The organism is Halomonas sp. ANAO-440 (genome assembly GCF_019915905.1).
GTDB classification, from domain to species: domain Bacteria; phylum Pseudomonadota; class Gammaproteobacteria; order Pseudomonadales; family Halomonadaceae; genus Halomonas; species Halomonas chromatireducens.
Genome location: NZ_JAHXBV010000013.1, coordinates 58,382 through 72,230, shown reverse-complemented (window position 1 = coordinate 72,230; position 13,849 = coordinate 58,382). Strand labels below are relative to the sequence as shown.

Here is a 13,849-nt window from a genome sequence, read left to right as displayed (position 1 = left end):
TTTGTAAGTCTGTTGCTTCCTTCGACTGCCTCTCGAGTTCTTCCAAGCCGATTTTGTTCGCATGAATTGCCTCTTCTTGCATGCGGATGGCATATCGCTGGTTGTCTCGTATCTCTACTAGGATATCGATAATTTCTTTGCTCATTTTTGTAGGGGCGCGCGATAATTCCGGCCTCTGACGCACGATAATGGGGAATCGGTATTTTCCACTCAGTGGGATGGCTACTTCAATTCCAGACACTGCCGAAGGCAGTTTGCCTCACCCACGCTTTATGCCAGTGGATGCGCTCTACCCTATACTGAAGGTTCCGACCATGCAGGGGGCCTCTACCCAGGTGACCCACTCTGCATGGCGGAGGCAGTGATGGGTAGATCGCTGCCACCAATCCCCTCGGCTTCATCACCTCTGCATTACTCTGGTCAAGCCTGCCCTCGGCATGGCTGATGCCCCCTTCGCTGATCCTGGCGTTGGTGAGGGCTAGCGCGGCGCTTCCCGCGTGGCAGGCTTCTTTTCCTTAGGTCGCTAAGTGTCTTGCCTCTGGGGCCTTTGCATGTCATTGGCACCATGCTGGGTATCGAAGAGCTCTTGCATGGCACGCATAGTGCTGGCCAATGTCTCTCGACCTGGCTCAACCAGAAACGGCGTAAGTGCCTCCAGCGCTGCCTCCCGTAAGTCTGGGCGCTTGGCACGCTTCAGCAGTTTTTCGAGCTCTGGAGCCCAATACTCGCGGGACTGCCAACCCTCTGGGGCTCCATCCTGCTCAGCATAATCCACGCACCGCCAGAGGATGTGTTGCATGCCGTGGAGAAAAGCGAGGTCATAGCGCTTTTCACGGTTGTAGGCGATACGCATCTGGTTGTGAATAGCGGCTTGCTCATGGCCTTGCTGCCGTGTTGCCAACAGCTCTTCGAAAATGGCTTCGGCATCGGCCATGCGACCCGCCTGCTGAAGGTAGTTGGGTAGACGCAGGTAGCGCTCCACCTCGTAGTCAACGGATGCCGTTGCCATGAGCTGTTGCGCTTCTTCAAGGTGCGTTACGGCGCTGGCGAAGTCCTTGTCGCCAGCAGCGGCAGTAGCCTGCTTGTGCAGGCTATTGATCTGCTGCTCTTGCTCCGTTGGCGTCCTCACTGTCACCTTGGCGGAAACGGCTCCCCCGGCGAGGTATCGAGTTTCACCCACTTGCTGGGCTGTATCATGCCTCTCCATTTCATCCGGCAGGTACAGCTTATACGAGCGCCCGGCCTTCTCCCTACGGATGTCGCCTAGCTCATGGGCAAAGTAGAGCACGTAGCGGGCGACTTCCATCTCAGGCTCGGTGCGCTCCTTGTAGATTTCGCTCTGCACCACGCCGGGCCGCTGGCGAACCATATCGCGTACGCGTCCGATGGTTTTCTGATACATGGGGTCCAGCCGGACAAACTGCGTCATGCACTCGCGGAACCACTGCTGTTGCTCCTCAGGGTGACTGGGCCTGGTGATTTCGTAGGCAACCTTCTGCAGCGTCTCGCGTGATGCATCCACCCCGGGCTGGACAGCTAACGCCGTCGCCAGGGTGCGCTGGTTGAACCAGTCACCGATGATCCAGCCACGTTTACGAAATTCATTGTCATCAGGAATGGCAAGTCTTGTTTGTTCCTCGCCATTGCTGATGGTGGCAACAAGTGCCTCGCCTGGTGCCAGCTGCCCGGATCGGGAGGTGTTGCCCGCCCCGAGCCAGTTCTTAATCGTAGTGATCAAGCCCATAGCGCTTCACCCCGCTGAGTATGTGGCTTGATCTTATCGGCATGTAAGGGCGCTGAACAGCGAGTGGCAAACCAGGCCATGGCCTGCACTGCCATTGAGGCTCACCGGGTGGGCAGCAAGCTCGGCGGTGAAGTAGCGTCGCCTGGCGCTCGGCTTCATAGACTTGGATCAGTCGATGGGGAAGAAATGCCACTTCATCCTATACTGGGCGAGCGGCGCAAGAGACCAACATTCGCCTGGTGTGCCCTGCATGAGCAGATGGGCATCTGGGGATGGCGAGCCAGCCTTGCACCGCGCCTGCTCACCGCATCTCTCCGTTTCCGCTGTCTGCTTGGTGGCGCTGCAAAGCATCTGTCACTCCAATGAAAAAGGTGGGGGGGCAATGCCGGCACCCACTCCCCGGCGATGAAGGCCCGTGAACCGCGGCTCGAGGCCTTCTTGCCTTGCATCGCTACCAACACGCTGCCGGCGCCCCCATAACTCTGGCTACCGATGGGGTGTCGCGTGATCATCACCTCGGTGAACCTCTCGCTGCTGCTTGATCACGGCATAGACCTGCTGCACGGTCAGGCAATGCCGCTGGGCAAGCTCGGAGACATTGTCTCCGGTGAAGTCCTTGTAGATCTGACGGTGCTTCAAGGCTACCTTCAAGGCCGCTCCCTTCGGCAGGTAGAAGCTACGCCCACCTGCATAGAATGCCAACGCCTCAACCGCCGTTTCGGCCAGCTCGCGAGACTCGCCCTCACCGCACCCCTTGTTGGCGAAGGCGTTCTCTACGACATCTGCCAGCAACACCAGCCCCTTGGGCCATACCCTGCGATCCGGTTCAGTCACTTCCCAGGCTCTCCTCTGACGTATGGCAAACTGCTCGCTCAACTTTCTGGCTGTTACCGCTGGAACAGCCTACCCACGCCGAGAGCATCCAACTGTTGCAGCTCATCGGTGCGTGCCTGTGCTACCTCGTCGGCTCCGCGCACCTGCCGGCCGGTGAAGAGGACACCGCGACCAGCATCACACTGGCTAACTGTGTCGAAGGCCCGAAGAGGCAGGGAGGGAATGAGCAGGTTGGGCCACTGGTCGGAGAGCAGCCGCACCTGCGTGCCAGAAACCGCCGACGTCAGCAATTCCACGACGCCCTGGAGCTGTCGGTAGCTCAGTTGAAGCGCCTGGGCGTGCTTCACATAATCCTTGGAAATCGCCTCAGCACGGGCGATCAGCATCTGCTCGACCACTTCGGGGGTCTGCGCGGCCAGCGCATCGCGGTGCGCCTGGGCTGCCGACAGTCGGCGCTTCAGGCCGGCCAGGGTCTGGGCGTTGTCGCGTTCCTGACCGAGGGCGCTGGCCTGGCTACCATCACCGTCCTCGAGGATCTCCCGGATTTCGGCATCCAGGGCTTCGAGTTCCTTGGGCTTGGCATCGCCGGCGGCGATATCGGCTAGCAGGTCTTCACGGGCCTGCTGGAGGGCATCCAGCGCCTCATCATTACCGGTGGCAGGCTCTGCCTCTGCCTCGGCGGTACGTATCAGCGCCTCGAAACGCTCCACCTCGGCTTCGGCGCTGTTCAGCGTCTCCAAGTGCTGCTTGACCTCGTCGAGCGTAGCCCCCTGGCTCATTGCGTCGATTTGCTCACGCATAGATTTGGCCTGGTTCTGCAAGGCCAGCAACTGGTGTTCGTCGGCAGCCAATCGCTGACTGATATCTTGTAGCTCGGCTTCAGCCGCCTTCAGCCGGTGGGCAGACCGGGGCTCCCGATCGGCGCCGCTCCCCCGCGTGACAGTCGCTTTCCAACTGCCCACGGCATCGCGGGCCTGCTGTTGTTTGATGCGAAGCCGGTTTACATGATCACGCAGACGCCCAGCCTCGTGCTCGGCGCTCTCCAGCTGTTTATGCAACTTGTCACGGGCGGCCAGGCGATCTTGGAGTCCCAGGTTCTTCTGCTGGGGGTTCTTTTTGCCAGAAGTCGGCACCAGGCCGGCGAGGGTCTCGCCCAGGGTTCGCTTCGGCTTGGGAGTGGCGGTGTTGGTGGTGGGCACGGCCGATGTCCTCTCACGAGTTCAGGTGGCAGCAGCGCCCCAATCAGGGGCATTGCCGAGATCTCTGAAAGCGCATTACAGCAGATGTGCAAAGGGCTTTAGATATAAAGCCGATTACGAAAGGTTGAAGGCTTCAGTTGATCAAGCGGGGAGGCCCCCGACGGGCACCAATATGGCAGGGGGGAGCGGATACGCGGGTTCTATAAAAAAGCCACTACGCTGCCCTGCAGTGGCCGCCTCGCGCCTGGGAGTGGTGGTCCGGGCAGGGACTGCCGGCGCGATAGGCTTCATCTGGCAGTATAGGAGATAGGCACGGCGGGAGGGAAGATGGCGGTCGCCAGCGAGAACGGGCCACTGGGCCGAATCGCTCGGCTTGGAAACAACACCATCGATCAGTGCACGCAGCATCGCCACGGCACCGGCAATGCTCCGGGCACGGCCCTTGGACCACCCAAGTTTGCCAGCTTTTTGTAGATCAGGGCGATATGGCGCAGCCGGATACGATGGCCGGCTTCATGGGTACGTCATCCGACACCATGATATAGCGATTTAGCCGCACGCACCTCAGGAAGCCCATACCCCCTTTAAACACCCTTCAAAATCACGCAGGCGGCGTGATCGGTATTGTTCTAGGCAAGGGTGGCGCCCCATCCTTAGAACGCCTCACAGCCCCTTATGGCACCTCAGGATGTCTGTTTGCGCGCCACCATTGCTTTCAGCGCAGTAATGGCCTTGCTGGTGGTATCGGTGTTGGCGAAACGCAGGCTGGTGATGCCGAAGCTGTTCTCCAGCCAATGATCCAGCGCCTTTATGTCATCGGCGCCGGTGTATTCACGCCACAGCCGGTGGATCAGACGCACCTGGTCGGGCGTCGCCATCCCCTCACGACGACCATAGGGGCCGGCGGCGTAAGTGGACTCGAAACCCAACTGCTTCAAACATCGCATCATTGCCTCGAAGCCTTCGAGATCCAGCTCGCTAGAGCTACGACAGCCCGCCACTTCCTCGAGCAGGTCACGCCAGTCTCCATCATCGAGACCAAGCTGTTTCTTGGCCACATGGAGCAGTCCCAGCTTGCCTGGGTAGAGCATGGCCACGACCCCTTGATTAAAACCCGTTTAAAATCGCGCAGAATCGTTCAACTATTTTCGCCCGCATCGTCGGCCCCCATACGCTTCAAACAGCACTGAGGGCCTCCTGTGGGCGTTTACGGCTACGTTACTTTGTTGGGCAAAAAGACTCGACTTGCTCGTCAATCAGTTCCATAAGGTAGGCAACACGCTGCTTGACCTCATGGGGTGGCAATGGCTGCGCATCGCGCTCGATACTAACCTCCAGCGCTTCCCGGGCTGCATCATCGCTGCCGGTGCTGTTGTCATGGCAGCAGTGGCTACTAGCAGCCGCACTTCGCTCGACTTCCTGGATGCCTTGGCTTTTTGTGGTTTCACAGCGGTGGCGGCTTGGGCAGGTTGGTGCTGTGTCCGAGCCTGGTGCTCGGTGAGGTGGCAAGCGCTCAAGCGGCGCTGGAAAGATGGAGAGGGCTGACCTCCTGATCAGCCCATCACGACCGCTCGTCCCACCTGCTGAATTGAACTCGCCGTTTCATTTTCGGATTCGCATCAGCACGGGAAAACCCACGTAGACCCGCATTTATCTTACGGAAGGGCTGGTGATTATCTTAAGAGGGGACACATTTTTTACCTTTTCTTGTCTCTATGAAGCATTTTCCAAACGGCTGTCGTAATAAGTTGGGAGGGTGGGGCAGCGGTGGATAATGATGCAGGCATCCCTGCCATGGCAGTCTCCATTCGTCAGGCCTCGTCGGCATGCCAGCTGATGGTGGTAATGTCGGCGCGCAGCTCTACTACGGCATGCTGCTCGCCGGCTCGGCCGCGCAGGCGCCAGGGGTCGCCGTGCTCGATCACTTCCAGCGTATGAAAATGCGGCAGTAGCTTGTCCTCGGCCAGCTCGCGCGCCACCAGCGGCCAGCTCTCTCCCTCCTGAATGCGCACCTCGACCTCGCCCTGGGTATGAAACACCATGGTGCCCGGCCCCCAGAAGGGCGTGATATCCGATTGCAGCGACCAGTCGCCGTCGCGGCAGACCACCCGAATGGCTGCGTCAGCGATCTCCACCCGCTCCAGCGCGATATCGGGGAAGAGTTGGCCGGGAAACCACTCCAGGGCAAACGTTTCGCCGCTCGCTGTTGGCTTGCTCATGGCTGACCTCCTTGAGGGCTGAAGCGCGCCAGCCAGGCCTGGTATTCCTGGGCATCGAAGCGTTTCTCATGGCGAGCATCGCCGAACAAGCGCGGATGAATACCCTGATGATCCTTGATACGAATGGGCTCGATAATGGCGGCGACACGGCGATAGTCGGCCAAGGCGGCATCGAGGTCAGGGTTGTCGTTATCGCCAAGCTGCGGCATGGGGCCGGCGCGCAGGATGGCACCGCCGTCATAGTCCAGCACCGGCAGGTCATCCATCTCGGCCTTGACCTGCTCAAGGCCGCCCAGTCGTGCCAACCACGAATCGGAGAGAATGGTCAGCCAGTCGGCGCCCTTGGGGCCGCGATGCAGGTTTAACGAGTGCGTTGAGAATCCATTGATTTGAAGGCCGGGAAAGCGCTGACCGAACTTGTGTTCGAGAATGACGGCTTCATCACTATCTCTATAACCATAGGACTGGCCCAACCAAAAGCCGGCATAGCCATGCTCGGGCTTTAGCTTGTCGCACCACTGCTGCACCAAGGCGGGTAGTTTCTGTTCGCGCTCGATAAAGAAATCGATAGGGAACTGGCAGTATAAGTAGCTGACGTCTCCTCGTTCATCGGCACTTGGCCGCTTGCCAAGTACAATAAAGGCATGGTTGTCAGCATCACTACGCCGCTTGCCGCCATGATAGACGAACTCCCATTCGCCGCGCCCATAGGTGGGCAGCCAGTCGAAAGGGGTGATATAGCTGTCGAAGCCCTTGAGCTTTTTCCACTTGCCGGTAGTGGGGTTGGTGGTCCAGGTGAGCTGGTCGCCGACCAAATCGCGGTAGTCGGCCAGAATATCCAGCACCGCCTGACGCTTCTCTTCCTGCTGGGAGCCGGTAAAGAAAAGCGCCACGCCCAGGCAAATCTTGAACAGCACGCCGTTATCCGTTTCGACGGTGAGTAGCTGGTCGCGAGGTGCGTTGATTACGTCAGGCATCCCTGCCATGGCGGTCTCCATGTGTCAGGCCTCGTCGGCATGCCAGCTGATGGCGGTGATGTCGGCGCGCAGCTCTACTACGGCATGCTGCTCGCCGGCCCGACCGCGCAGGCGCCAGGGCTCGCCGCGCTCGATCAGTTCCAGGGTGTGGAAATGGGGTAATAGCTTGTCCTCGGCCAGCTCGCGCGCCACCAGTGGCCAGCTCTCTCCCTCCTGAATGCGCACCTCGATCTCGCCCTGGGTATGAAACACCATGGTGCCCGGCCCCCAGAAGGGCGTGATATCCGATTGCAGCGACCAGTCGCCGTCGCGACAGATCACCCGAATGGCCGTGTCCGCGATCTCCACCCGCTCGAGTTCGATATCGGGGAACAGCTGCTTGGGGAACCACTCCAGGGCAAACGTTTCGCCGCTTGCTGTTGGCTCGTTCATGGCTGACCTCCCTGAGGGCTAAAGCGCGCCAGCCAGGCCTGGTATTCCGCATCATCAAAGTTCTTTTCGTGCCGTACGCTTCCAAAGAGTTGGGGGTGTATGGCCGGGTGGTCCTTGATACGTATGGGCTCGATAATGGCGGCGACACGGCGGTAGTCGGCCAGGGCGGCATCGAGGTCAGGGTTTTCGTTATCGCCGAGCTGGGGCATGGGACCGGCGCGCAGGATGGCGCCGCCATCGTATTCCAACACCGGCAGGTCCCCCATAGTCTCCTTGACGTCTTCTACGCCGCCCAGGCGTTCCAGCCACGAATCGGAGAGAAGGGTCAGCCAGTCGACCCCCTTGGGGCCGCGATGAAGGTTTAACGAGTGCGTGGTAAATTTATTAATTTGCAACCCAGGAAACCGCTGGCCAAACCTGTATTCGAGAATCACCGCCTCATCGCTTTTTGCGTAGCCAAAAGAACGGCCAAGCCAAAAGCCGGCATAGCCATGCTCAGGCTTTAGCTTTTCGCACCAGCGCTGCACCAAGGCGGGTAGCTTTTCCTCCCGCTCGATAAAGAAATCGATAGGGAACTGGCAGTATAGATAGCTGATGTTGTCGTTATGACCTGTCCCCAGCACGACGAAACTATGGTTATCGGCATCACTACGCAGCTTGCCGCCATGGTAGGCAAACTCCCACTCGCCGCGCCCATAGGTGGGCAGCCAGCCGAAGGGGGTGATATAGCTATCGAAGCCCTTGAGCTTTTTCCACTTGCCGGTGCTGGGGTTGGTGGTCCAGGTGAGCTGGTTGCCGACCAGATCGCGGTAGTCGGCCAGAATGTCCAGTACCGCCTGGCGCTTCTCTTCCTGCTGGTCGCCTTTGAAGAACAGTGCCACACCCAGGCAGATCTTGAACAACACGCCGTTATCCGTTTCGACGGTGAGCAGCTGGTCGCGAGGTGCGTTGATTACGTCAGGCATCCCTGCCATGGCAGTCTCCATGTGTCAGGCCTCGTCGGCATGCCAGCTGATGGCGGTGATGTCGGCGCGCAGCTCTACTACGGCATGCTGCTCGCCGGCCCGACCGCGTAGGCGCCAGGGCTCCCCGCGTTCGACCAGTTCCAGCGTGTGGAAATGAGGCAGCAGTTTCTCCTGGGCCAGCTCACGCGCCACCAGTGGCCAGCTCTCTCCCTCCTGGATGCGCACCTCGACCTCGCCCTGGGTATGAAACACCATGGTACCGGGGCCCCAGAAGGGCGTGATATCCGATTGCAGCGACCAGTCGCCGTCGCGGCAGATCACCCGAATGGCCGTGTCCGCTATCTCCACCCGCTCCAGCTCGATATCGGGGAACAGCTGCTTGGGAAACCACTCCAGGGCAAACGGTGCACCGCTCGCTGTTGGCTCGCTCATGGCTGACCTCCCTGAGGGCTAAAGCGCGCCAGCCAGGCCTGGTACTCCTGGGCATCGAAGCGTTTTTCGTGCCGATAACTAGGAGAAAGAGTTGGATGAATTCCTTGGTGATCCTTGATACGAATGGGCTCGATAATGGCGGCGACGCGGCGGTAGTCGGCCAGGGCGGCATCGAGGTCAGGGTTGTCGTTATCGCCGAGCTGCGGCATGGGGCCGGCGCGTAGGATGGCACCGCCGTCATAGTCCAGCACCGGCAGGTCATCCATCTCGGCCTTGACCTGCTCAAGGCCGCCCAGGCGTTCCAACCAGGAATCGGAGAGAAGGGTCAGCCAGTCGACGCCTTTCAGGCCGCGACCTAAGTTAAAAGAGTGTTCACTGAACTGGTTTATTTGTAATCCTGGGAAACGCTGTCCAAATCTGTATTCGAGAATCACTGCCTCGTCACTTTTTTCAGACCCAAAAGAGCGGCCTAGCCAAAAGCCGGCATAGCCATGCTCGGGCTTTAGTCTGTCACACCAGCGCTGTACCAAGGCGGGTAGCTTTTCCTCCCTCTCGATAAAGAAATCGATAGGAAACTGGCAATATAAACGGCTAAGTTGGCCATTTTCATCGGCACTTGGCCGCTTTCCAAGTACAACGAAGCTATGCTCATCAGCATCGCTACGCCGCTTGCCACCATGGTAGACGAACTCCCATTCGCCACGTCCATAGGTGGGCAACCAGTCGAAAGGGGTGATATAGCTATCGAAGCCCTTGAGTTTTTTCCACTTGCCGGTAGTGGGGTTGGTGGTCCAGGTGAGCTGGTCGCCGACCAGATCGCGGTAGTCGGCCAGAATATCCAGCACCGCCTGACGCTTCTCTTCCTGCTGGGAGCCGGTAAAGAAAAACGCCACGCCCAGGCAAATCTTGAACAGCACGCCGTTATCCGTTTCGACGGTAAGCAGCTGGTCGAGGTCTTGAGGTTCTTGCATTGGATGTTTCCCTTAAAGTGTTTACCAAGCCGTGGCAGCACCAACTCTCACGCCCCCCCATACCATGCGTGCGCCCTGGCGCGCAGCCTGGCCCCCGGCGGCAGCCCCCAAGCCACCGGTAAAATAAGCCGCTGCGGCCCCCACGGCTATCAATCCGACTCCCGCGGCCACCCTGCCCCAAGGAATACCTCTCTGTTCAAGCCGGTCCTGATAGACCTCCATGGCGGGCTGGGTCTCTGGGGCATACTCAGTCTGACGCGGGCCATCGCAACCACAACGCTCTGGAGTTAGCAATCTCAGCTTATCTTGTTCTCCTGCTATCTCTCGATAAGCATCTTCTTGCCCTTCCCCCCAATCATCCGGCGGAAACTTGACCTCGATGACCCCCAGCAGATTGTCCTGGGTGGGCTTGCCGTTGGGGTCGCGTAGCGCCACCGCATCGGGAATGCGCATATCGCCGCGGGTATAGCTTTCGACTTCCTCTTTCACCATGCCTGCCGCGACTCCCGCGGCGATATTCAAGCCTTTGACGCGGTTGATGGCATGGCCGAAGTTGCGGATCGGCTCTATCGTCTCCAGGCCCTCGGCATCTTTCAGCAGCAGCGGTGAGGGTGGCGAACTCCCCATGTAGTAGGGTACCTGCACGCGCAGGCCAGTGTCGCAGGTCTCGTTGAGGCTCATGAGGCCTAAATCGACACAGCTCTGCTTGAGGTTGATGCCACCCTGGCCCTTGTTGGGCACCACGTTGCAGGTACAGACGAAACTGCAGACGATACCCAGGCGGCTTTCGATGTCGTTGTCCAGCGGGCACTGCTGGGCGCCGGTGTCGCTCATGAATGCGTTCCTTCTCGTGATGCTGGGCCCATCTGGGGGCCTTCGGGCAGCCAAACGGGATCATGGTGGTGGCGGTCGGGCAGCTTGCCGTAGGCATGGGCTTGCCAGTTGGCGAGGGTTGCCGTCAGGCCGTGCCGCGCCAGGTCCTGCCGGAAGTCGTCACGCCGTTCCGGGTGCGAACAGCTGGTCACCGCCAGCAGACAGAAATGCGCGGCTTCGTCACGGCTGGGCAGGGTATCGGCGTTGAGCGCCGTCAGGCGATCCACGGCATCGGCCACTCGCGCCTTGATGCTGGGGCTGTCCAGGTGCATCAACCAGGCACCGGCCTCGAGCAGCAGCCGCTGCTGGGTATCGCCAATCAGCTCCTGGCGGTAAAGCGGTCGTAATGCCCGTTGGTGGCGTGGTTGGATTTTCCACCACGGCGCTGCCGGTAACGGGGCCTGAGCGCGCTCCTCCGCTGGGCGTTCGGCAGCATGTCGCACGGTGAAGCCACCAGCGGAGCGGTAATGAACGGCCCTTGAGGGGCCGAACCATTGGCGGTATTCGTGGCCGTCGAAGGCGTCGAGGAAGTAGGGCAGTACGTCCGGGTCGTAAAAGCGGAACAGGACTTCATCGCCTTGCGGGTTCAGGAGCGTCAGCCAGCGGCGGTAGTGTGCTGCCAGTTCCTCTGGTGTCGCCGGGCTTTCCAGTAGCAGCCCCCAGTTCAGGCTCGGCCGTTCTGTCATCAGCCAGTGCAGGAACGGATCTTGAGGCGAGGTGCTGGCCACGATGGGCGAAACTTCCAGCAGGTGGGCAAAGGGCGTGCCCAGGTAGAGCGGTACGCTGTTGGTGCTGTGAGGCGAGCGTCGGTACCACTGCTGGCGCATCTCGGGAAGTGCCGTATCCAGCAGAATATGCGTGCAGGTAGGCAGCGTACTCACTGGCTTCCCCCTGAGGACTTGAGCGTATCGGCGCAGATAACGCACAGCGCCTTGCCGCTGCTGGCAGCTCGCTGAAGCGCCAGTACCTGGCCTTCCGTTTCGGCAAACGCGGTGGGCTGTCGGTTGGGCTTGAGGGTTACATCCTCATGCACCTCCGGCACTGCCCGGCCCGGCAGCAGCGGCGTCTCGACGGCCTGGCCACTGCCCGAGCCGGGGCTGCCTCCGGCGTTGATCTTCACCTTGGGCCCGACCAGGGTGACGCCGCCGCCGTCGAGCTTGAGGAAGCTGCCGCCGGCGTTCAGCGTCATTTCGCTGCCGGCTTCCAGCACCACCTTGTGGCCGGCCTTGATGTGCAGTTCGCGGCCGCATTCGCTGAGCCAGGCCTGGCCGGCCTTGATGTGCAGCGTGCCCTGTACCGTGAGGTGCTGGTTGGCGACGCTCTGCTCATGGCGGTTGCCGCGCACGGTGTGGTGCTCGTCGCCGTCGATCTCACCGATACGGTCGTGATGCACGGTGAGGAAGCTGTCGTTGCCGATCTCCTCGGTGCGGTCGTTGTTGGTGAGCAGCTCCAGGTCCTTCTGGGCGTGCAGCCAGATCTGCTCGTCGCCGGCTTCGTCTTCGAAGCGCAGTTCGTTGAAGCCTTCGCCCTTGTGGCTCTGGGTGCGGATCACGGTACGCGTCTTGTGCGCCGGCAGTGCGTAGGGCGGGGTGTTGACGGCGTGGTAGGTGCGCCCGGTGATCAGCGGCTGGTCGGGGTCGCCCTCGAGAAAGGAGACGACGACCTCATGACCGATCCGCGGAATGGCGATGCTGCCGTAGCCGCCGCCGGCCCAGCCCTGGGACACTCTCAGCCAGGCACTCGCTCCGTTTACAGCGGCTTCGCCGCCAGCCCCGGCGGTATCAGGCTCGGCATAACGATCCCAGGGGAACTGCACCTTGACCCGGCCGTGCTCGTCGCAGTGGATCTCCTCACCCTCGGGGCCGACCACGAAGGCGACCTGGGGGCCGTCAACCCTGGGCTTGGGGTTGGGCTCGGGGCGCCAGGCGGTGTCGGCGGGGGTGAGCAGCAGCTCGTTGTGGTAGCGGGTGCTGTCGTTGCCGCCGATGCCCTGGCGGTCGCTGGCGGTGACGCCCACGGCGTCTTCCTGCAGCGCCTGGGGCTGCCTGCCGTGATGCACCACTGAGACCACCTGCCAGTCGCGGTTGAGGCGCTCGGCATCGTGGTCGGTGAGGGTGAAGCGGTGGCCGGGGGCGAGCTCGGGCAGGTCGCTCTCGGCCTCAGCGGTCAGCGCATCGTGGCGCAGGTGTTCCAGGCGGATGCGGGTGAAGGCCTCGCCGGAGGCGTCGGCCTTGTAGCGGCCGGGGTAGTCGTAATGCTCATAGTCGTCTCGTTGCGCATGTTCCTCCAGCCCTTCAGCCATATCTTCATGCAGCTGGGCATACGCCGGCTGCTTGAAGGAGTAGTCCTTGAGCATCACCGAGGCGGGGCGGACCCGGGAGACCTGCTTGAGCTTGCGCAGGTGGCGCAGCGGCGGCGTGCCGCCGGCGCGGCCGTGATAGGTGCGCTCGCCCAGGCTGGCCAGCACCTGGGGGTCGTCGGCGAAGACCAGGCGGTGGGCGCCGCCAGGACTGTCTTCGAATTCATGAAAGTAAAACAGCCCCTCCTCGGCGGCCAGGCGCTGGATAAAGGCCAGGTCGGTCTCGCGGTACTGCACACAGTATTCGCGCTCCGCGGGCTCGCGGGTGGCGGCGAAGGCCACGTCGGTGATGCCGCGCTCGTCGCACAGGGTGTTGATGATGGTCAGCGGCGAGACGTTCTGGAAGATGCGCGAGTTGTGGCGCAGTGAGAGGCGCCACAGGGCCGGCTGGATGGTCAGCGAATAGAAGGTGCGGCGATGCCCGCGGTCGCCGCGGCCAAAGGCGGTGGCGATGCCGTGGACCCGGCGCAGGACCTCGCCGTCCTGCCAGACCGTCAGGCTCAGCTCGCGGTCGAGAAAGGCCTCGGGGGCGAGGACCGGGTCGCGGCTGGCGAGGTTGATCGCCAGATGGAAGGGCTGGGAGAGCGCCTCGGTCAGCGTGAAGTCGACCACGGCCAGGTCGAGATCGTCGGCCCCGGCGAGGGCAAGTGTGTACTGGAGGCCGGTCTGATTGGCCATGGTGATGGCTCCCCTCCTGGAAGACGAATGCGCGGTAATCCATTGCATCAGCAGATTACGCGAGGCCCTTGGTATGGCAAGGGCGAATCGGTCGCTGAGGGCAATGGCTGACAGGACGTGTCAGCGATGTCGTACACGCCGTGATGCCAGCGCTCGATAACAAGCG

Annotated in this window: 14 protein-coding genes; 1 reads left to right on the top strand and 13 read right to left on the bottom strand. The window is 61.2% G+C overall.

Annotated features, from left to right (window positions below; all coding sequences use genetic code 11):
* Nucleotides 1–523 precede the first annotated feature (523 nt).
* The 4 genes from KZO25_RS11080 to KZO25_RS11065 form a co-directional block, all read right to left on the bottom strand.
* Nucleotides 524–1,744, bottom strand: a complete 1,221-nt coding sequence (locus KZO25_RS11080; protein ID WP_223137018.1) for a hypothetical protein — start codon at nucleotides 1,742–1,744, stop codon at nucleotides 524–526.
* 486 nt (nucleotides 1,745–2,230) lie between these two features.
* Entirely contained in the window at nucleotides 2,231–2,578 is a 348-nt protein-coding gene (locus tag KZO25_RS11075) for a Mor transcription activator family protein (RefSeq protein ID WP_223137017.1), read from the bottom strand.
* Between the two features lie 53 nt (nucleotides 2,579–2,631).
* The gene (locus KZO25_RS11070) at nucleotides 2,632–3,777 is read right to left on the bottom strand and encodes a hypothetical protein (RefSeq protein ID WP_223137016.1); all 1,146 of its coding nucleotides are present in this window, start codon (nucleotides 3,775–3,777) and stop codon (nucleotides 2,632–2,634) included.
* Nucleotides 3,778–4,460: 683 nt separating this feature from the next.
* Nucleotides 4,461–4,868: a regulatory protein GemA gene (locus tag KZO25_RS11065; RefSeq protein ID WP_223137015.1), complete on the bottom strand. Its 408-nt coding sequence runs from the start codon at nucleotides 4,866–4,868 to the stop codon at nucleotides 4,461–4,463.
* 154 nt (nucleotides 4,869–5,022) lie between these two features.
* On the opposite strand from KZO25_RS11065, the gene KZO25_RS11060 reads away from it, so the two are divergent.
* Complete coding sequence (locus tag KZO25_RS11060; protein ID WP_223137014.1) at nucleotides 5,023–5,322, top strand: hypothetical protein; 300 nt, start codon at nucleotides 5,023–5,025, stop codon at nucleotides 5,320–5,322.
* A gap of 266 nt (nucleotides 5,323–5,588) precedes the next feature.
* Here the strand turns inward: KZO25_RS11060 and KZO25_RS11055 are convergent, their stop codons facing one another.
* The 9 genes from KZO25_RS11055 to KZO25_RS11015 are packed head-to-tail and all read right to left on the bottom strand — an operon-like array spanning nucleotide 5,589 to nucleotide 13,683.
* Complete coding sequence (locus tag KZO25_RS11055) at nucleotides 5,589–5,996, bottom strand: hypothetical protein (protein WP_223137013.1); 408 nt, start codon at nucleotides 5,994–5,996, stop codon at nucleotides 5,589–5,591.
* Nucleotides 5,993–6,982, bottom strand: a complete 990-nt coding sequence (locus KZO25_RS11050) for a type VI immunity family protein (protein ID WP_223137012.1) — start codon at nucleotides 6,980–6,982, stop codon at nucleotides 5,993–5,995. Before KZO25_RS11050 ends, KZO25_RS11055 begins: the two co-directional genes overlap by 4 nt.
* Before the next feature lie 15 nt (nucleotides 6,983–6,997).
* Nucleotides 6,998–7,405 (bottom strand): hypothetical protein, encoded by a 408-nt coding sequence (locus KZO25_RS11045; RefSeq protein WP_223137011.1) that lies wholly within the window; start codon nucleotides 7,403–7,405, stop codon nucleotides 6,998–7,000.
* Nucleotides 7,402–8,379 (bottom strand): type VI immunity family protein, encoded by a 978-nt coding sequence (locus KZO25_RS11040; RefSeq protein ID WP_223137010.1) that lies wholly within the window; start codon nucleotides 8,377–8,379, stop codon nucleotides 7,402–7,404. Before KZO25_RS11040 ends, KZO25_RS11045 begins: the two co-directional genes overlap by 4 nt.
* A gap of 15 nt (nucleotides 8,380–8,394) precedes the next feature.
* Nucleotides 8,395–8,802, bottom strand: coding sequence for a hypothetical protein (locus KZO25_RS11035; protein WP_223137009.1), 408 nt, complete (start codon nucleotides 8,800–8,802; stop codon nucleotides 8,395–8,397).
* Complete coding sequence (locus KZO25_RS11030; RefSeq protein ID WP_223137008.1) at nucleotides 8,799–9,773, bottom strand: type VI immunity family protein; 975 nt, start codon at nucleotides 9,771–9,773, stop codon at nucleotides 8,799–8,801. Before KZO25_RS11030 ends, KZO25_RS11035 begins: the two co-directional genes overlap by 4 nt.
* Nucleotides 9,774–9,794: 21 nt before the next feature.
* A complete protein-coding gene (locus tag KZO25_RS11025) occupies nucleotides 9,795–10,607 on the bottom strand; it encodes a hypothetical protein (RefSeq protein WP_223137007.1) in 813 nt (270 codons plus the stop codon).
* Nucleotides 10,604–11,527 (bottom strand): DUF4123 domain-containing protein, encoded by a 924-nt coding sequence (locus tag KZO25_RS11020; RefSeq protein WP_223137006.1) that lies wholly within the window; start codon nucleotides 11,525–11,527, stop codon nucleotides 10,604–10,606. The genes KZO25_RS11025 and KZO25_RS11020 overlap by 4 nt, the downstream gene beginning before the upstream one ends.
* Complete coding sequence (locus KZO25_RS11015) at nucleotides 11,524–13,683, bottom strand: type VI secretion system Vgr family protein (RefSeq protein ID WP_223137005.1); 2,160 nt, start codon at nucleotides 13,681–13,683, stop codon at nucleotides 11,524–11,526. Before KZO25_RS11015 ends, KZO25_RS11020 begins: the two co-directional genes overlap by 4 nt.
* Between the last annotated feature and the right edge of the window lie 166 nt (nucleotides 13,684–13,849).